The 17,621-nt window shown below is 60.9% G+C and carries 17 protein-coding genes; 10 read left to right on the plus strand and 7 right to left on the minus strand.

Features of this window, described 5'->3' with window-relative positions; all coding sequences use genetic code 11:
• The first annotated feature begins 20 nt into the window (after positions 1-20).
• A complete protein-coding gene (gene dapA / locus ASD07_RS14055; protein WP_055931033.1) occupies positions 21-899 on the plus strand; it encodes a 4-hydroxy-tetrahydrodipicolinate synthase in 879 nt (292 codons plus the stop codon).
• A 13-nt stretch (positions 900-912) separates the two neighbouring features.
• Positions 913-2,070, plus strand: coding sequence for an outer membrane protein assembly factor BamC (gene bamC / locus ASD07_RS14060; protein ID WP_055931036.1), 1,158 nt, complete (start codon positions 913-915; stop codon positions 2,068-2,070).
• Positions 2,071-2,503: 433 nt separating this feature from the next.
• Here the strand turns inward: bamC and ASD07_RS30150 are convergent, their stop codons facing one another.
• The 3 genes from ASD07_RS30150 to ASD07_RS14070 form a co-directional block, all read right to left on the minus strand.
• Positions 2,504-2,776 (minus strand): hypothetical protein, encoded by a 273-nt coding sequence (locus ASD07_RS30150; protein ID WP_082507302.1) that lies wholly within the window; start codon positions 2,774-2,776, stop codon positions 2,504-2,506.
• Between the two features lie 287 nt (positions 2,777-3,063).
• The gene (locus ASD07_RS14065) at positions 3,064-3,534 is read right to left on the minus strand and encodes a hypothetical protein (RefSeq protein WP_055931039.1); all 471 of its coding nucleotides are present in this window, start codon (positions 3,532-3,534) and stop codon (positions 3,064-3,066) included.
• An 11-nt stretch (positions 3,535-3,545) separates the two neighbouring features.
• Complete coding sequence (locus ASD07_RS14070) at positions 3,546-4,673, minus strand: cupin domain-containing protein (protein ID WP_055931042.1); 1,128 nt, start codon at positions 4,671-4,673, stop codon at positions 3,546-3,548.
• A gap of 57 nt (positions 4,674-4,730) precedes the next feature.
• On the opposite strand from ASD07_RS14070, the gene ASD07_RS14075 reads away from it, so the two are divergent.
• Positions 4,731-5,291, plus strand: coding sequence for a peptidylprolyl isomerase (locus ASD07_RS14075; RefSeq protein WP_055931045.1), 561 nt, complete (start codon positions 4,731-4,733; stop codon positions 5,289-5,291).
• Positions 5,292-5,325: 34 nt separating this feature from the next.
• On the opposite strand, the gene ASD07_RS14080 is transcribed toward ASD07_RS14075, so the two are convergent.
• Positions 5,326-6,276 (minus strand): hypothetical protein, encoded by a 951-nt coding sequence (locus ASD07_RS14080; RefSeq protein ID WP_055931048.1) that lies wholly within the window; start codon positions 6,274-6,276, stop codon positions 5,326-5,328.
• Entirely contained in the window at positions 6,273-8,948 is a 2,676-nt protein-coding gene (gene mutS / locus ASD07_RS14085) for a DNA mismatch repair protein MutS (RefSeq protein WP_055931050.1), read from the minus strand. The genes ASD07_RS14080 and mutS overlap by 4 nt, the downstream gene beginning before the upstream one ends.
• 215 nt (positions 8,949-9,163) lie before the next feature.
• Between mutS and ASD07_RS14090 the strand changes: the two genes are divergently transcribed.
• From ASD07_RS14090 to ASD07_RS14120, 7 genes are read left to right on the plus strand one after another with little or no spacing between them, the layout of a single operon-like run.
• Entirely contained in the window at positions 9,164-9,604 is a 441-nt protein-coding gene (locus tag ASD07_RS14090; protein WP_304438631.1) for a type IV pilin protein, read from the plus strand.
• Positions 9,604-10,194, plus strand: coding sequence for a GspH/FimT family pseudopilin (locus ASD07_RS14095; RefSeq protein WP_055931056.1), 591 nt, complete (start codon positions 9,604-9,606; stop codon positions 10,192-10,194). Before ASD07_RS14090 ends, ASD07_RS14095 begins: the two co-directional genes overlap by 1 nt.
• A gap of 11 nt (positions 10,195-10,205) precedes the next feature.
• The gene (locus ASD07_RS14100) at positions 10,206-10,583 is read left to right on the plus strand and encodes a hypothetical protein (protein ID WP_055931059.1); all 378 of its coding nucleotides are present in this window, start codon (positions 10,206-10,208) and stop codon (positions 10,581-10,583) included.
• A gap of 8 nt (positions 10,584-10,591) precedes the next feature.
• Positions 10,592-11,713, plus strand: a complete 1,122-nt coding sequence (locus ASD07_RS14105) for a PilW family protein (protein ID WP_055931062.1) — start codon at positions 10,592-10,594, stop codon at positions 11,711-11,713.
• Positions 11,710-12,333 carry a PilX N-terminal domain-containing pilus assembly protein gene (locus ASD07_RS14110; RefSeq protein WP_057245468.1) on the plus strand — a complete coding sequence of 208 codons (624 nt, stop codon included), beginning with the start codon at positions 11,710-11,712 and terminating at the stop codon, positions 12,331-12,333. The genes ASD07_RS14105 and ASD07_RS14110 overlap by 4 nt, the downstream gene beginning before the upstream one ends.
• A 15-nt stretch (positions 12,334-12,348) precedes the next feature.
• Positions 12,349-16,011 (plus strand): pilus assembly protein, encoded by a 3,663-nt coding sequence (locus tag ASD07_RS14115; protein WP_156397991.1) that lies wholly within the window; start codon positions 12,349-12,351, stop codon positions 16,009-16,011.
• A gap of 1 nt (position 16,012) precedes the next feature.
• Positions 16,013-16,594, plus strand: a complete 582-nt coding sequence (locus ASD07_RS14120; protein WP_055931072.1) for an energy transducer TonB — start codon at positions 16,013-16,015, stop codon at positions 16,592-16,594.
• Positions 16,595-16,608: 14 nt separating this feature from the next.
• On the opposite strand, the gene ASD07_RS14125 is transcribed toward ASD07_RS14120, so the two are convergent.
• Positions 16,609-17,193: a Crp/Fnr family transcriptional regulator gene (locus ASD07_RS14125; RefSeq protein ID WP_156397992.1), complete on the minus strand. Its 585-nt coding sequence runs from the start codon at positions 17,191-17,193 to the stop codon at positions 16,609-16,611.
• Between the two features lie 8 nt (positions 17,194-17,201).
• Positions 17,202-17,618, minus strand: a complete 417-nt coding sequence (locus ASD07_RS14130; protein ID WP_055931078.1) for an ester cyclase — start codon at positions 17,616-17,618, stop codon at positions 17,202-17,204.
• Positions 17,619-17,621 lie beyond the last annotated feature (3 nt).

Raw genomic sequence — 17,621 nt, forward strand, 5'->3', positions numbered from 1 at the left:
CTTATTGCAATTGGTTTCCTATGATTAAGGGTAGCATTGTAGCAATCGTAACCCCGATGCATGCCGACGGCACCCTGGATTATCCAGGCCTGAACGCGCTGATCGACTGGCATATCGCCGAAGGTACGGACGCCATCGTCATCGTCGGCACCACCGGCGAATCGGCCACTGTCAACGTGGCCGAGCACTGTGCACTGATCAAGGCGACGGTGGAACGCGTTGCCGGCCGCATCCCGGTGATCGCCGGCTCCGGCGGCAATTCCACCGTGGAAGCCATTGAACTGACCCGCTTTGCCAAGAGCGCCGGCGCCGACGCCTCGCTGCAAGTGGTTCCCTACTACAACCGCCCAACCCAGGAAGGGATGTACCAGCACTTCAAGGCGATCGCCGAAGCGGTGGACATGCCGGTCATCCTGTACAACGTGCCGGGCCGCACGGTTGCCGACATGAGCAACGACACCATCCTGCGCCTGGCCCAGATCAAGAACATCATCGGTGTCAAGGACGCGACCGGCAATATCGCCCGCGGCTACGACCTGCTGCGCCGCGCGCCTTCCGATTTCGCCGTGTACTCCGGCGACGATCCGACTGCCATCGCGCTGATGATGGCCGGCGGCAAGGGCAATATCTCGGTGACGGCCAATGTGGCGCCGCGCCAGATGCACGAAATGTGCGAAGCCGCGATGGCTGGCGATGTTGCCAAGGCAACTGCCATCAACAACCAACTGCTCCCGCTGCACCAGCACCTGTTCATTGAACCGAACCCGGTGCCGGTCAAGTGGGCGCTGGCGGAAATGGGCAAGATGCCGAAAGGTATCCGCTTGCCGCTGGTTCCGCTGGCAGAGCAGTATCACGAGACCGTCCGCGCAGCCCTGCGTGAATCCGGTGTGCTGAACTAATCTTCTTTTTCACATGACTATTCGCAAGATCGTTTCCCAGACCCCGCAGCGCGGGATCGTCGTTGGCGCCCTGATGCTGAGCCTGACCGGTTGCGGCATGGTGCAGTCCGTAGTGGGCGAGACCAAGGTGGATTACAAATCGGCCAAGAAGGCCAGCACGCTGGACGTGCCGCCGGACCTGACCCAGCTGTCGAAGGACAACCGCTACTCGCTGCCAAGCAATGACCGCGGCGTGGCGACCGCCTCCGGCTACCAGGCGGCCCGCGGCACCACCCCGGGTGCGGCGCCCGCCAGCAGCAATGAAGTGGCGAGCACCGGCAATAGCGCAGTGCGCGTCGAGCGCTCCGGCAACCAGCGCTGGCTGGTGGTGCAGCAGACCCCGGAAAACCTGTGGCCGCAGCTGAAGTCCTTCTGGGAAGAATCGGGCTTCACCCTGGCGGTGGATGATGCCACGGCCGGCGTGATGGAAACCGAATGGAATGAAAACCGCGCCAAGATCCCGCAGGACTTCATCCGCAATACGATCGGCAAGGTGTTCGACGGCCTGTACTCAAGCGGCGAGCGTGACAAGTACCGTACCCGCCTGGAGCGCAATCCAGCCGGCGGTACCGAGGTCTACATCAGCCACCGCGGCACCAAGGAAGTGGTGACCGGCACGCAGAACGAGTCGACCATGTGGACCAACCGCAATAGCGACCCGAACCTGGAAGCGATCTTCCTGGCCAAGCTGATGACCAAGCTTGGCGGCACCACCGATGAGGCGACGGCGCGCACTTCGGTCGACAATGCAGCGGTGCAGGCCCAGCACGCCACCATGGTGGGCGAGGGTGCCGATGCCTACATCAAGACCGATGAAGGCTTCGAGCGCACCTGGCGCCGCGTCGGCCTGGCACTGGACCGTGCCGGCTTCACCGTGGAAGACCGTGACCGCGTGCAGGGCGTGTACTTCGTGCGCTTCGTGAACGATGCGACCGATACCCGTGGCTGGTTCAGCAAGCTGTTCAGTTTCGGCGCTTCGGATAAAGAGAAGGAAGCACAGCGCTACCGCATCTCGGTCCGTTCCGATTCGGTTAATACCACCCAGGTTTCGGTGTGGAATAACCAGAATAAGCCGGAAACGTCTCCAGTTGGCCAAAAGATCCTGACCCTGCTGCAAGAGCAGTTGAAATAAGGGGCAGTCTTCAAATAAGAAAAGCCGGCGCAAGCCGGCTTTTTTATTGCTTGCAATTCGGGGTGAAAAATGGGGACGTACCCCATTTAAATGATCAGTAGCGGTAGCGCAGACGGGTCAGACCCTTGGGTCTGACCCCGATTTACCGGGTTTGCTTTAAAAATCGGAAGAGATGCCAAACCGGCAAAAAACGCTGAGTGCAGGATTGCCTCGGTCGGACTCGTCTCTCCCTATTGAGTTTCCATTGCCGGGAGAAAATCCAAACCCGATAAACCAGGGTCCGACCCAAGGGTCAGACCCGCCTATTCCTCTGACGTCGGCAATTGTTGGGATTTCCGGTGATTCGCGATGAACAAATTTAAATGGGGTACGTCCCCATTTTTCAGGCAAAAAAAAACCAGCCCGAAGGCTGGTTTCTTTTCCCTGCGGGGAATTACTTAGCAGCAGCGGAAGCAGCCGAAGCAGCAGCCGAAGCAGCCGAAGCAGCTGCGGAAGCAGCAGCAGCAGCGTCGGTAGCAGCGGAAGCGGCAGCAGCAGCAGCGTCAGCGGCTGGAGCAGCAGCTGGAGCAGCTGCGTCAACTGCTGGAGCAGCTGCTGGAGCAGCTGCTTCTGGGGTAGCTACTGGAGCAGCAGGAGCTTCTTCTTTTTTGGAGCAAGCAGCCAGAGCAACAGCCAGCAGGGAGGCGATCAGCAGGGATTTTTTCATTTGTTTTCCTTAAATAACAACAAAAATTAAACAATGTTGCGATGAATAATTACCGGTAATTATCGCTCGTACGGCGTTTCGTCGGCCCTTCCAACCTTCAGAAAAAGGTCGACCAGACACGGAAACACACCGGATATTATAGCGTTTTCTGCTGCGTCGCAATAGCAATTCAAGCGGTTTACACAACTATTTTGCGAAAACGCAATATTTTTTTCCCGCGTCGAACTGCTTGCAACTGCAGCGATTACCGTCTTACCTCGAACCGCAGCATTTTACATTTTTCCGGCTCACAATCCAGTCGTTCCTGGTCTCAGGCCCGGCTGTGTTTCAGCCCAGATAGCTTCATAACGCTCCAAACTGGTTTGGGTTGACGTTGGAGCATCAAAATCTGCTTCCCCACGGAAATGATCGGAATGGAAGCGACGCACGATGTGGATGCCGTCGGCAACCAGGAAGGAGTCGGTCAGGGTGTTGATGCTGCGGCTGGTCAGGCGGCACTCGACCTGGTGGCCGAAGTCCTCCAGCAGCTTGAGGAAGCGCGGCTCATTGCGCTCCAGGTGGGCATTGCTGTGGGCGACCAGCTGGATGCGCCCTTTGTGCTGCAGGAACTGGCGCAGCAGGGCATCCGTCCTGGAGTGTCCCAGCTGCCACCAGGCGTAGTCCGGGTCGAACATCTGCAGTGTCAGGCGGGCTTGGGAGATGCAGTCCAAGAGCAGGGCCTGGAATTCGGTACGGCTGTCAAAAAGCTGCTTCTCCATACTATCTCCGATTATTTGTTCAGTTCCAGCCAGCCGTCCGCATACCAGGCGAAGAGGGCTTCCAATACGTCTTCGGACGCACCTGCCACCGTCGCGCCATTCAGGCCGCGGGTGTTGGCCAGGGTTTCCAGCGTCGCCTTATCAGCCTTGTTCATGGCGAAGGATTCGCCATTGATGAAGACATTCTTGCCGCGATACAGCATTTGCGTCTTGCGCGAGAGGGAAACCCCATTTTTCTCTGCCGATTGCTGGAATTTGCCGGCAGTTAGCGGTTTTTCCAGCGGCTGGAAGAAGACATTATGCTTTGGCTCGGACAGGTATTCACCGAGGAAAATCGCGAAATCGTCTTCAGTAAAGCTGACCTTATTCAGTTCGTCGGCCAATTTACCCAGCATGGCTTTGGGAATTTCAGCCGGCTTACTGGTCGGCTCCAGTTCGGGATCGGCATAACGGCCGGGCAGGTCGATCGAATCGGCCATGAATTGCAGGAAGGCCTCGCCCAGTTCCTGGTAAGACGGCGAGCGGAAACCGATCGAATAAGTCTGGCAATCGCCGATTGCTTCGCCGTCGTGGGCGTAATGCGGCGGCAGGTAGAGCATGTCGCCCGGCTCCAGCACGAATTCCTCGGTGGCCTTGAATTTCTTCAGGATCTTCAGCGGCAGGCCTTCGATCAGGGTCAGGTCCTTTTGCGCGCCGATTTTCCAGCGGCGCTGGCCTTCGGCCTGCAGCAGGAACACGTCATAGGAGTCGAAGTGCGGGCCGACGCCGCCGCCATCGGTGGCAAAGCTCACCATCAGGTCGTCCCGGCGCGCATCGGGCAGGAAGCGGAACTGGCGCAACAGCGCATCGGCATTGTCGTCCTGCAGGTTGACGCCTTGTACCAGCATGGTCCACTCGCGCTGCTTGCGCGCAGGCAGTTCTTTGAGCGGGCCGTGCTGCATGTCCCAGCTGCCTTCCGTGGTCTTGGTGACCAGGCGGCTTTCGACGTAGTCCTTGGTGGCCAGTTCGGCCAGCTTGTCGAAAGGCAGCAGCGGCTTGAAGCCGGGGATGGCCTGGCGGATCAGCAGCGGCTTCTTGTGCCAGTAATCGCGCAGGAATTGTTCGGGCGTGATATCGCCCAGGAGAGTGAGTTTTTTCATGGCGCGATTATAGCAAGCGGTATAATCCCCTCCAGCTTAGAAAAGAAAGGAAGCTCAATGAAGATCGCCAAGAATACCGTTGTGACGGTGGAGTACAAACTGTCCGACGCACAGAACAATCTGATCGAAGACGGTCGCCAGCCTATGGTCTACCTGCACGGTGGCTACGAGAACACCCTGCCAAAAATCGAAGAAGAACTGGACGGCAAGGAAAACGGCTACGCCACCACGCTCCAGATTGAACCGGAAGACGCCTTTGGCGATTACGACCCGAACCTGCTGAAAGTGGAAGAACGTGCGCGCCTGCCGGAGCCGCTGGAAATCGGCATGCAGTTCGAAGGCCTGCCTGAAGGCGGCGAAGACGACGACGCGATGATTTTCACCGTGACCGAAATCGCCGAAGACAAAGTGGTCCTGGACGGCAACCATCCGCTGGCCGGCATGGCCTTGCGCTTCGAACTGAAAGTGGTCGACGTGCGCGCCGCCACCGAAGAAGAAATCGCCCATGAGCACGTGCATGGCCCGCATGGCCATCACCACCACGACGGCGATGAGGAAGGTGACGATGGCGAGGAAGGCGAGGAAGGCGATCACTTCCGCACCCACCCGATCCACTAAGATCCCAAGCCCCGCACTGCGGGGCTTTTTTATATCACTCGCTGCCCAGGACGAAGAGCGAGGCGCTGCCTGGTATCACGCGCAGCGCAGTCCATTCGGCGCCCAGCGCCAGGTGGCCGACGTTCTTGTTCCATTCAATGACGGGAGCGGCCTTGCCCTGCTTGCGGTTATCCACCAGCAGCAACTGCCCCGGGTATTTGTCGGCCTGCGAGCGCACGATGCGCCGGATCTCGGTAAAACCGTCGCGTTTTTGCGCCAGGCGGGCAAAGAATCCTTGCTCCACATGGGCGCCGATGTCGCCATCCATCACCAGCACGATGCCGGCGATGTTCTTGCGCTTGGCGTGCAGGAAGGCGCGGTGCAGCCAGCCGCGGTTGGCCACCATGCGATCTTCATATTCGCTGTTGCGGCCAGCTTCGGTCAGGTAGTGGTTGTTCCTGGCCGGCACGTTGAGCGTGACGAACAGGACGTTCTCGTATTCCCAGTAGGTGTTCTCGGCGTAGTCGCGGAACTTGGCGATGCCTGACTGGCGGTTCAGCGGCAGCTTGACCTTGCCCAGCGTATCCGGCGCAAGGAAGAACAGTTCGCGAATGCGGTTGAGGCGTTCGATGGCGTTCGATTTGCCGTTGGAGTTGCGGCATTCGGTCCAGTCGCCGCCGGCCGGCAGCAGCACCAGCGGGCGTTCGGCGCTGTTCATCAGGTCGCGCCGTTCCTGGTACAGGCTGTCCGTGCATGGCTCGCTCGGCGACTTGATGCCGTTGGCGATAAGGAAGGCCGGTTCGTTGCGGCTCGCTTCCGCCAGCATGCGGCGGAATTCGGCATCGCCTTCACCTTTGGGGAAGTTGTGGCCGAGCAGGGCAAAACTGAATTCGCCCTTGCGCGGCACGGCCTTGTCGCTGCGAGCCAGGGCGGGCGGCGCGGCGAGCATGGCGCCGGCCAGCGTGGCCGCCATGGCCAGCGCGCCGAAGGCGAGCCGCCGTTTCATGCCTGCGCCAGGCGTTTGAGCTGGTACAGCCGGTCCAGCGCTTCGCGCGGAGTCATCGCGTCCGGATCGATATCGCCCAGTGCCGCCAGCAGCTCCTCGGCGCGCGGATCGGCGACCGGGGCGGCCGATGGCGCCTCGTCGTCATTGGCGTCGGCCACCGGCGCTGCGAACAGGTCCAATTGCGGCGTTGCGTCCAGCGCCTGCGCTTCCAGGCGCGCCAGGTGCTTGCGGGCTGCCTTGATCACCGGCTGCGGAACGCCTGCCAGCTGCGCCACCTGCAAGCCGTAGCTTTGCGAGGCCGGGCCATTCTGCACCGCGTGCAGGAAGACGATGGAATCCTTGTGCTCCACCGCAGACAGGTGCACGTTGGCGGCAGTTGGATGCGCTTCCGGCAACTGGGTCAGTTCGAAGTAGTGCGTAGCGAACAGCGTGAAGCTGCGGCTGGTTTCGATCAGGTGGCGGGCAATCGCCCACGCCAGCGCCAGGCCGTCGAAGGTCGAGGTGCCGCGCCCGATTTCATCCATCAGCACCAGCGAATGCTCGGTGGCGCCGTTCAGGATGGTGGCAGCCTCCGTCATCTCCACCATGAAGGTGGAACGGCCGCCGGCCAGGTCGTCGGTGGCGCCGATACGGGTGAATACGCGGTCGATCGGGCCAATGGTGGCGCTGGCGGCCGGTACGTAGCTGCCCACATAGGCCAGCAGGGTGATCAGGGCTACCTGGCGCATGAAGGTCGATTTACCGCCCATGTTCGGGCCGGTGATCAGCAGCAGGCGGCGCTCGGCCATGAATTTGCAGTCGTTGGCGATGAAGCGCTCGATCTGGTTTTCCACCACCGGATGGCGGCCCTCCACGATATTGATGCAGGGCTCGGCCACCAGGTCCGGCGCGCACCAGTTGTTGCGCAGCGCGTGTTCGGCCAGCGAGCACAGGGTGTCCACTTGCGCCAGGGCCTGCGCGATGGCTTGCAGCGGGCCGATGAAAGGCGCCAGTGCGGCCAGCAGCTCGTCGTACAGCATCTTCTCGCGCGCCAGGGCGCGGTCCTGGGCCGACAGGGCCTTGTCTTCGAAGGCCTTCAGCTCCGGCGTGATGTAGCGTTCGCAGTTCTTCAGCGTCTGGCGGCGGCGATAGTCTTCCGGCACCTTGTCGGCCTGGCCGTTGGTGACTTCGATGTAGAAGCCGTGCACGCGGTTGTATTCCACGCGCAGGTTGGCGATGCCGGTGCGTTCGCGTTCGCGGGTCTCCAGGTCGACCAGGAACTGGCCGGCGTTTTCGGACAGGCCGCGCAGTTCATCCAGTTCCGCATCGTAGCCGCGGGCGATCACGCCGCCGTCGCGCACCATGGTGGCCGGTTCCGGCATGATGGCGCGCACCAGCAGGCCGACGCATTCCTGCGGCTCGTTCAGGCCGAAGTGCAGCTTGGCCAGCAGGCCTTGCGCATTGTCGTGGCTGAGGGCGCGCTGCATGGCGTGCTGCAGCTTGGGCAGTTGCTGCAGGCCGTCGCGCAGGGCCGACAGGTCGCGCGGGCGGGCCGACAGCAGCGCCACGCGGGTGGTGATGCGTTCGATGTCGGGCACTTGCGCCAGGTGGTAGGCCAGCGAGCCGGTAGTGTCGTGCTGCATCAGCGCGGCGATGGCATCGTGGCGGGAACGGGCCACCGACTGGTCGCGCTTGGCGTGGTGCAGCCAGTGGCGCAGCAGGCGCGAACCCATGGCGGTGCGGCAGTGGTCCAGCAGCGAGAACAGGGTAGGGGATTCCTGGCCGCGGATGGTTTCCGTCAGTTCCAGGTTGCGGCGCGTGGCGGCGTCCAGGCCGATGTATTCGTTTTCCGCTTCGCAGGACAGGCTCTTGACGTGCTGCAGGCCGCGGCCCTGGGTCGATTGCGCATAACGCAGCAGGGCACCGGCCGCGCCGAACGCCGCGCCCAGGCCTTCGGCGCCGAAGCCGGTCAGGGTGGCGACAGCCAACTGGTCCAGCAGCGCCTTGTGTCCGTGCACCACGTCGAAGTGCCAGGCCGGCACGTTGTTGACGTGGCAGAAGGTGACTTCGTCGAACATGTCGGCATCATCGCCGCGCAGGATTTCAGCCGGCGCAATGCGTTCCAATTCCTGCCCCAGGCGCGTGTTGACGCTGCGCTGGTCGCCGGAGAATTCCATCAGGCGCAGCGCGCCGGACGCCAGCGACAGCCAGGCCAGGCCGCAGGTGACCACCTTGCGGTTGCTGATCATGGTCATGGCCAGCAGCGGGCGCTCCGATTTTTCCGGCAGCAGGTCCGAATCGGTCAGGGTGCCCGGAGTGACCACGCGCACCACCTTGCGCTCGACCGGCCCCTTGGCCAGCGCCGGGTCGCCGATCTGCTCCGCAATCGCACACGACTCGCCGACCTTGACCAGCTTGGCCAGGTAGCCATCCAGCGAATGGAAAGGCACGCCCGCCATCTTGATCGGCACGCCGTTCTGGCTGCCGCGCGCCGTCAGCGTAATGCCCAGCACGCGCGACGCCTTTTCGGCATCGTCGAAGAACAGTTCGTAAAAGTCGCCCATGCGGTAGAACACCAGCATGTTCGGGTAGTCGGCCTTGATGCGTAAATATTGCTGCATCATCGGCGTGACCTTTTCGGCCGGGCTGTTCTTGACGGCGTCGGGATTGATTTCGGAGGGGAGGGTGGTCATTTTTCGGAATTTCGGTCGGGACGCCGCGCCGCGCGCGGTAAAACGTTGCATTTTACCCCACGTGGCTGGCGGGCGACAGTCACCTCTATACCTAGATAGACCGCTCTAATGATGCTTCGTAGCAACGAATTGTGCGAGACTTCTTTCCCAAATGCAGTTAAACTTCCGTCAAATTATTTTTCGGCAAGACTAATATTGCTGGTAAAGGAACCCTTGTGAATCAAATACTCAAGCCTCGCAGCAGCGGTTTTACCCTGATTGAAGTCATGGTCACGGTCGCTATCGTTGCGATCCTGGCGGCAGTGGCATTGCCAATGTATAAAGACTACATCATCCGTGGCCACATTCCCCAGGCGACCAACGGCCTGTCGGACATGCGCATCAAACTGGAGCAGTTCTTCCAGGATAACCGCACTTACGCCGGTGCCTGCGCAGCCGGCGCCCCAGCTGCGCCGCCTACCAATCCCGATTTCACCTTCACCTGCAACGTAGCCGCCAACGGCATGAGCTACGGCTTGAAGGCCGAAGGAATCGGCACCATGACCGGCTTTACCTATGAGTTGAACGAGGCGAATGTCAAAAAGACATTTGCCTCGCCAAGCGGCTGGGGTACCTCGAACACCTGCTGGGTGATTGGCAAGGGCGGGCGCTGCTGATGCGTAAGCAACGTGGTGTGACCCTGATCGAGCTGATGGTCGCCATCAGCGTGCTCGGCGTGCTGTTGGCACTCGCAGTGCCGAGTTTTGCCCGCATGATCCAGGATGCGCAGAACCGCACTGCCGCGGAATCCCTGCTGAACGGCCTGCAACTGGCGCGCGCGGAAGCCCTGCGGCGCAATACGCCGGTTCGCTTCAAGCTGACCGACGCGGAGGGCAAAGTGGCTTGGACAGTTGGCTGTGCGAACGCGGCTATCTGTTCCACCTCGCTGCAAGAGCGCTCGCCCGATGAGGGCGGTAGTAATGCGCGGGTTGGCATCAGCAAGGCCGCACTGTCGAAACCGCTCACGGCCACCACGTTCGCCACCGTGCTGACAGCTGGCGCAGGCCTCGACCAGCCCGCATCTGTCACGTTCGACAGCTTTGGCCGGGCTCCTGCCGCCGCCGGTACCGAGATCGTCCGGATTGACGTCACCAATGCCCAGTCCAATAGCGCGCGCCGTTATGTGGTGACTATTGGGCAGGGCGGTCAAGTTCGCATGTGTGACCCCGACACCAGGCTGGGCGGCACGCCCCAAGGCTGTTCTTAAGGAGCAATCCCATGATTCGCAAGTTAAAAAAACCTGGCCGCCAGGATGGCATCGTATTGCTCGAAGCGCTGGCGTCCATCCTGATCTTCTCGTTCGGCATTCTGGCCTTCCTGTGGATGCAGGCCTCGGCGACACGCCAGGTGACCGATTCCAAATATCGCCTGGAGGCCAGTTTCCTGGCCAACCAGATGTTGGGTGACATGTGGGCGCGTAGCGCCGGCACCGGTCTGGATAGCTATGCAGTCACTAACCAGGCGGTGGCCACCCTGCCGAACGGCAAGCGTACGGTAGTGGTCGCAGGCCGCCAGGTGACAGTCACTATCAACTGGCAGCTTCCCGGCGAGAGCAGGGCCCATAGCTACCAGGCCGTGGCCCAGATCAACGGTTGAGGACAATTATGTACGACTCACAAAAAGGCTTCACGCTGATCGAGGTCATGGTCGGCCTGGTCATCGGCTTGCTGGGCACAGTGATTGTGGCGCAGGCATTTACCAATAATGAAGCGCGCAAGCGTGCTACCACCGGAACTGCGGATGCCCAGGCCAACGGCGGTATCGCGCTGTACATGCTGGAGCGCGATGCCAAGGCGGCGGGGTGGGGCATGACTGCCACTAATACCACCTACCCTGGTTGTACCACTATCCATGCCTATTGCAATGGAAGTGCCACGTGCGGCGGCACGAACGGCCCACTGGGCGGTATCAACTTTGCACCTGTGTTGATCACGGATGGTGGCAGCAATCCGGATACTTTGACGATTCAATACTTTGCCGATCCAAACGTGGCATCGGGTTTGCCTTCCGGTACAACCGTCCTGCGCAGGAGGATGCAGAGTCCATCGGCCGAACTGGATGTTGCTTCCGCTTCGGCCTGCATGGACGGCGACCTCGCCCTGGTGGCGGCACCGACGGGTGGTAACTGTACCGTGATGAAAATCACCGAGGTACAGGAACAAGCGGCCAAGCTACAGCACACTGCTGACGCGAATGGTGAATACAACCCGGCGCCGGAGTTCTACACCACTAATACCTGGCCGGTTTACGAAGCCAATTCCACCGTGTCCTGTTTCAAGCCGGCCAACGGCGGCCCGATCTTCCGCAAGGTCTATTCCGTCAACAGCGCATCGCGTGAACTGCAGCGTAGCGATAACTCGCAGAACCCGGCGGCGGTCAACGAGCTGGTGATGACGGATGTCGTCGACATGCAGGCCCAATATGGCGTTTCTGCGGCAATCAGTACTGATGCAATCAGCGCTTGGGTCAATCCAGCGGACGCCGGCTGGACCAATCCGGGGCCGAACGACTGGCGGCGCATCAAGGCAATTCGCCTGGCGCTGGTCACGCGCTCGGGCCAATATGAGCGTCCGGCCACCGGTGCAAACTGCTCGGCAACCACCTCGCTCGCGACCAGCTGGGGTGCCATCAGCACTGCAAATTATCCCAACGATTGGGGCTGCTATCGCTATCGGGTGTTTGAAACGGTCATCCCGCTGCGTAACGTGATCTGGGGGCACATATGAAATCGGTAGTGAAAGCAGGCTGGCGCCGCCGGCAACAAGGTGTCGCGCTGGTCATGGCGCTGATTGTGCTGGTGGCCATGACCCTGGCCGGGCTGGCCATGATGCGTTCGGTCGACACCTCATCCCTGATCGCGGGCAACCTGGCGTTCAAGCAAAGCGCTGCCATCAGCGCCGACGCCGGTGTGGAGGCCGCCATGGGCTGGGTTAAGGGACGTCCGACCGAACTGGAGCAGGACGCCGGCGCATTCGGCTACTGGGCAAGCAGCCAGGCTGCGCTTGACCTGACAGGGAATGATACTGCTGATGCGACCGACGACCTGGACTGGAGCGATGCATCGAGCGTGGCCCAGCTGGCAGTCGATGCCGCAGGCAACCAGGTGTCTTACGTGATCCACCGCATGTGCGATGTGGCAGGCGAATTCGATCCGGCCAAGTGCGCGACTGTGCCAGCGTCGGGCCAGGAGACGACCAACAGTATCGGCATTCTGCGTCCCATGCTGACTTACCAGCCTCTGCCGGGTACCACTGCCAACGGCACGCTTGCAATGTACCGCATTACTGTGCGGGTGGTCGGCCCACGTTCCAATGTCAGCTTCGTGCAGGCAGTTATTTCACAATAAATGCGAGACCTATCAATGAGGCCACTCTTTAAACAATTGATGCTGGCGGCACTGTTGACCGGCAGCGTGTTGGGAGCCGCCTTGTCGCGCGCTGCCACCACCGACCTGGCCGACAAGCCGCTGGCAAACTCCACCACTGCGGTGCTGCTGCCAAACATCATGCTCGACCTGGACAACTCCGGCAGCATGCTTTGGAGCTATATGCCGGACTATGTTCGCATGAAGTCCGGCAATACCTGGGAGAAGTACTGCCGCGACACGGACGGCAGCATCAACGCTGTTTGCAATCAAGGCGACCCGCCCTATGCGGCCAGCGCTTTCAACAAGATCTACTATAACCCTGCCGTGCGTTATGAATGGCCGGTCAACCCGGACGGTTCGCGCGTGGGTGACGCCACTGGCTCGCACCGGACGGCCTATGGCTCGCCATGGTCCGGGATTCCGAGCGACGGTTTCGGCCAACAGCGGGTTGAATACACTTATGAGCAGACGTCAATGGACGACCCGTGCGGACGCGCTTTTGGCTGCCCGAAGAAGCTGCCGAACGACACCGTTAACCTGGCCACGATCGGCAGCGTCACAGCCAATTTCCCTGACCGCGTCTGGTGCCGGTCATCCACCTCGTCGACCTGCGTCAGCGCAATTGACGGAGGCAACTATTCCTACCCGAACGACAGGTACGATTCGCCACGGCTCGCGACTGGCGCACCGTACTATTACAACGTGACAGTGAGGTGGTGTGACAGCGCCGGCAGCAATTGCCAGGCGAACCGCGACAACACCCATGCCAGGGTCAACTACAGCCAATGGGAGCGGGTTGATATTGTCCCGTCCCGTAACAGCTACCCGAAGGCTGCGACGCGTACCGATTGTACTGCCGCCACCAGCTGTAATTTTGAAGAAGAGATCAGCAATTTTGCGACCTGGTACGCGTGGTACCGGACCCGTTCGCAAATGGCGAAGTCATCGATCGGCCTGGCATTCAAGGATGTGCGCGGCACGCCAAAGGATGTCACGGTAGACCGGACTGACGGCAACTATTTCCATGCCCGCATGGGCTTGATGACCATCGATAACTCCACCATCACGGTCCCGATCGAGGCTTTTGAAGGCACGCATAAGCAGTCGTTCTACACTGAGTTGTACAAACTCAACCCGGACACCAGCACGCCTTTGCGTGCCGCGTTGAACGAGGTCGGTCGTTTGTTTAAGTTTGGCAAGAACGCAGCCTTCCCGAATGGACCTGATCCGATCCAGGCGGCGTGCCAGCGCAACTTTGCGATCCTGGCAACGGACGGTTATTGGAACGGCAATGACCCTTTGCATATTAACGATGCGCGGGACACCGTGATGCAGGACCAGGACGGCGATATCACCAAGGCGCCGCGGCCATCGTATGCTCCGTACCAGGCTGGTTCGCGCGGCGTACCTGCCGACGTGGTTTCGCTGGCCGACGTTGCCTTCTACTATTACAACAATGACCTGCGTCCTGATATGGAGAACATCGTCCCGAGCGCGGGTGGTGCGGCGAATATTGGCGACGTGGCTAACCACCAGCACATGACCACGTTCACCCTGGGATTGGGCGTTGACGGCACGCTGCCTTTCCGTAAGGATTACAAGACGGCCAAGGCGGGTGAATACTACAATATCCTGCAGGGCACAAGGAATTGGCCAGCGCCGAGGGAAAACACCGCGGAAACCATCGACGACTTGTGGCACGCTGCCGTCAGCGGCCGAGGTACTTATTTCAGTGCCAAGGATCCGGCTGCGTTGCAGGATAGCCTGCACCAGGCTTTGGGGAGCATTGGCCAGTCCGATGGTAGCGGCGCCTCCGCCGCTACCAGTAACCTGCAGCCGACGCCGGGTGATGACAACATCTTTATCGCGAACTATCGCACCCAGGCGTGGGATGGCGAATTGAGCGCCTATAGAATGGACACTACAACGGGCGATGTTATCGGTGATCCGCGCTGGCAGGCTGCGGTGAGGTTGCGCCTCAAGGTGGCAGCCGATGGCACTGACACCCGCACCATCTGGACTTCCGACGCCAACAATAACCTGGTGCCCTTCACGACCACTGATTTGCCGGATGCCCAGAAAGCCTACTTCAATGCGACTGTCCAGCAATCGCTGAGCCAATTCAATTCGTGGAGTACCGAGCAAAAGAACGCCGCGAATGCCGATACGCTGGTGCGCTTCCTGCGCGGGCATGACCCGATGGTGACGGTGGACCGGGAAAACAAGCGCCTGTACCGTGAGCGCGACAAGCTGCTGGGCGATTTCGTTCACTCCCAGCCGGTACACGTCGGGGCTCCCCCGTTCAAGTTCCAGGATGGCGGCTACGACGCATTTGTCACCGCCAAGGCTGCTCGTTCCCGTACGGTTTATGCCGCTGCCAATGACGGCATGCTGCATGCCTTTGATGCGCAAACCGGCGACGAGCGCTGGGCCTACATTCCGCCAATGGTGCTGCCGGACCTTTGGCAATTGGCACACAACGATTATGCCGATCGCCACCGTTTCTTCCTGGACGGCGCGCTTACTGTCTCCGACGTTAAGATTGGAAATGACTGGAAAACTATCCTGATCGGTGCCATGGGCAAGGGCGGTCGTGGTTATTACGCGCTGGATATCACCGATCCTGCGAACCCACGGGCATTGTGGACGTACACGGCTGCAGACAATCCAAATCTCGGCTATAGCTTTGGTCCGGCCCATGTCACCAAGGTCAATAACAAATGGATGGCGGTGCTGACTTCCGGCTACAACAATGTTGCCGAAGGTGGCAGGTACGACGGCGACGGCAAGGGCCACGTGTTCTTGCTGGACCTGGGTGACGCAAGTATGAAAGCACACGTCATTGATATTGCCACTACAGCCGGTACCAAGGAAAATCCAAGCGGGCTGGCCCGCCTGAATATTGCTGCGCCCGATTTCAACATCAGCAACACGGGAGTTGCAGCATGGGGCGGCGACCTGCTGGGTAATATGTGGCGCTTCAACCTGACGGCCGGCACCGCTACGAAAATTCTGGCGCTGGACAGCAGCCGGCCAATCATGGCCGCACCGGACCTGACGGGCACACCGGACAGCGTGACGGTGTACTTCGGAACCGGCCGCTTCCTGGGTACGAGCGACCTGGTTGTGCCTTCTGCTTCGGTGACTTCGCAAATCGTCGGCGCGTTCAAGGATGACCTGCAAAGTACAACGACGCTGTCGCTGGATGCGTTCTCAAGGCGCACCATGAGCAGCTCCGACACCAGCCGCGACATCTCAGACGCGGGTGGAACGAGCACCGTTGGCTGGTACTTTGAACTGCCTGGCGCGGGCGAGCGCGTTGCCGTCGATCCGCAAGTGTTCGAAGATACATTTGTCGTACCGACTGTGGTGCCTTCGGCTTCGGCCTGCCAGCCGGGTGGCTTCAGCTGGATGTACCAGTTCACGACGAGCGGCGGCAAACCTGCTGGAAATACCTCGCTGGGCACCAGGCTGACCTCGCCGATCGTTGGTATGACAGTGAGCCTGCTGCCAAGCGGCAAGCCAGTGGTCGTTGCCGTTACTGCCGATGGCAAGCGTCCAAAAACCATCGGCTTGAAAAAGCCGACCCAAGGTGGCGGCGGAAACGGCGGCGGGGTCACGACTACGCGCCTGCAGTGGCGTGAGTTGGGCAGGTAAGATGCGGCGTGCACCGTGGGGCAAGGCCGGCGCCTTGGCCCTGACGGTGCTGGTGCACCTGGCCCTGCTGCTTGGTGTTCGCCAGCATGGCAGCGCCCCAAAGGCGTTGCCACAGCCTGCACCCGTTGTCCTGACGGTTGCGTTGCTGCCTGAGCCGGCAGCAGCGCCTGCCGAACCCGCAACACTTCCCGAACCAGTCCTGCCGCCCCCTGCGGCGCTTTCTCCCGCGCCCCATTCCACTCCCGAGCCGCCGGCCGTGCCGGAGCAATCGGAGACACCTCCCCAGTTTTTCCAGTTACATGAGTTGACCACTCCGCCAGCGGTGGCCGATGGACTGACGCGTGGCGAATTGCTCGAACTGCCGGGCACCAAAGGTGGTTATATCACCGTGCGTTTCTGGATCAATGCGCTGGGCGAAGTCGTGCGCGCAAAAATTGTCGGTGTCGATGGCAACGAGGACGATGAGGAAAAGCTGCTGGCGGCACTGCGGCAAGTGCGCTTCTTGCCGGCCCGCATCGGCCACGCCGCCGTGCCCAGTGAATTGGAGATGGAGTTGCGCGTGGTCCGCGCAGCCGGGCTGTAAAGTCCGATACCGTTTTATGCGAGCCGGCGCGCAATCCGGTTCAGGCCGACGGGCGTAACGCCCAGGTAGGCAGCCAATTCCTTTTGCGGCACGCGCTGCACCAGCCCGGGGCGGCTGTCGAGCAAGTGCTGGTACATCTGTTCCGGCGTGTACATCAGCAGGTCGCGTTCGCGCACCATCTTCAATCCGGACAAGGCCTGGAAGCCGAAGCGGATGGCCTTTTGCCATGCCAGGTGGCGCTCCCCGAGGTCATCGACCAGGCGCCAATCAAGCGCCTCCACCACGCTCGCTTCCAGCGCCGCGGTGCCAAAGCTGGTGCGGCCTCCGGGCTGGAAGCCGAGCGGGCAGGCAAACAGTTCATCCTCCGCCGTGAAGCTCTTGATCCATTCCTTGCCGTCAGGCGTTGTGTAGAACTGTTTGAGCAAGCCTGAGCGCACGCCAAACAGCCTGGGGCAATGGTCGCCCTGGTGGAAGGCAAATTCGCGCTCGCGCAATTGCACCAGCCGCACGGACGCGGCCAGCGTTTCCACTTCAGGCAGTTGCAGGCCCGTAGCCTGTTCCAGGCGGTGCAGCGCGCGCACCAGCATCAGAGGTTCCATGCAGTCGATTATAGGACGACACCGAGCTGGCGCATCAGCTTCAAGTCCTCGGTGATGCGCCAGTGCTGGCAAATGCGGCCGTCGCGGATCCATTCGATCTGCATCTGCCGCACGTCGATGGCCTTGCCGGTTGGTTCGATGCCGAAAAAGCTGCCGCTCTGGGTGCCGGTCATATGAACGTAAACAGCGACGCGGTCAGGCGCCAGCACCAGGTCTTCGATGCTGTAGTGCAGGTCCGGAATCCCTTGGCGCATCATGAGCACGATGGGTTTCAGGCCGTCGGGGCCGGGCTGCGGATCGGGCAGGCCGGGGCTGTGGTTACGGTAATCGCTGGTCAGCAGCTCGTCGAGCACATCGACTTTGCCCTGGTTCCAGACTTCTTCGAAATAGCGTTCGATCAGGCGTGCGTTGGCTTGCAGTGTCATGTC

It is taken from the genome of Duganella sp. Root336D2, assembly GCF_001425005.1.
In the GTDB taxonomy this organism is placed as follows: Bacteria; Pseudomonadota; Gammaproteobacteria; order Burkholderiales; family Burkholderiaceae_D; genus Rugamonas.

What these genes read in the sequence shown, in the direction of transcription:
- mutS (WP_055931050.1), bottom strand. Translation starts at nt 8,948, where the DNA reads ATGACCACCCTCCCCTCCGAAATCAATCCCGACGCCGTCAAGAACAGC.
- dapA (WP_055931033.1), top strand. Translation starts at nt 21, where the DNA reads ATGATTAAGGGTAGCATTGTAGCAATCGTAACCCCGATGCATGCCGAC.
- ASD07_RS14120 (WP_055931072.1), top strand. Translation starts at nt 16,013, where the DNA reads ATGCGGCGTGCACCGTGGGGCAAGGCCGGCGCCTTGGCCCTGACGGTG.
- ASD07_RS14095 (WP_055931056.1), top strand. Translation starts at nt 9,604, where the DNA reads ATGCGTAAGCAACGTGGTGTGACCCTGATCGAGCTGATGGTCGCCATC.
- ASD07_RS14125 (WP_156397992.1), bottom strand. Translation starts at nt 17,193, where the DNA reads ATGGAACCTCTGATGCTGGTGCGCGCGCTGCACCGCCTGGAACAGGCT.
- ASD07_RS14115 (WP_156397991.1), top strand. Translation starts at nt 12,349, where the DNA reads ATGAGGCCACTCTTTAAACAATTGATGCTGGCGGCACTGTTGACCGGC.
- ASD07_RS30150 (WP_082507302.1), bottom strand. Translation starts at nt 2,776, where the DNA reads ATGAAAAAATCCCTGCTGATCGCCTCCCTGCTGGCTGTTGCTCTGGCT.
- ASD07_RS14070 (WP_055931042.1), bottom strand. Translation starts at nt 4,673, where the DNA reads ATGAAAAAACTCACTCTCCTGGGCGATATCACGCCCGAACAATTCCTG.
- ASD07_RS14080 (WP_055931048.1), bottom strand. Translation starts at nt 6,276, where the DNA reads ATGAAACGGCGGCTCGCCTTCGGCGCGCTGGCCATGGCGGCCACGCTG.
- bamC (WP_055931036.1), top strand. Translation starts at nt 913, where the DNA reads ATGACTATTCGCAAGATCGTTTCCCAGACCCCGCAGCGCGGGATCGTC.
- ASD07_RS14100 (WP_055931059.1), top strand. Translation starts at nt 10,206, where the DNA reads ATGATTCGCAAGTTAAAAAAACCTGGCCGCCAGGATGGCATCGTATTG.
- ASD07_RS14130 (WP_055931078.1), bottom strand. Translation starts at nt 17,618, where the DNA reads ATGACACTGCAAGCCAACGCACGCCTGATCGAACGCTATTTCGAAGAA.
- ASD07_RS14065 (WP_055931039.1), bottom strand. Translation starts at nt 3,534, where the DNA reads ATGGAGAAGCAGCTTTTTGACAGCCGTACCGAATTCCAGGCCCTGCTC.
- ASD07_RS14105 (WP_055931062.1), top strand. Translation starts at nt 10,592, where the DNA reads ATGTACGACTCACAAAAAGGCTTCACGCTGATCGAGGTCATGGTCGGC.
- ASD07_RS14075 (WP_055931045.1), top strand. Translation starts at nt 4,731, where the DNA reads ATGAAGATCGCCAAGAATACCGTTGTGACGGTGGAGTACAAACTGTCC.
- ASD07_RS14110 (WP_057245468.1), top strand. Translation starts at nt 11,710, where the DNA reads ATGAAATCGGTAGTGAAAGCAGGCTGGCGCCGCCGGCAACAAGGTGTC.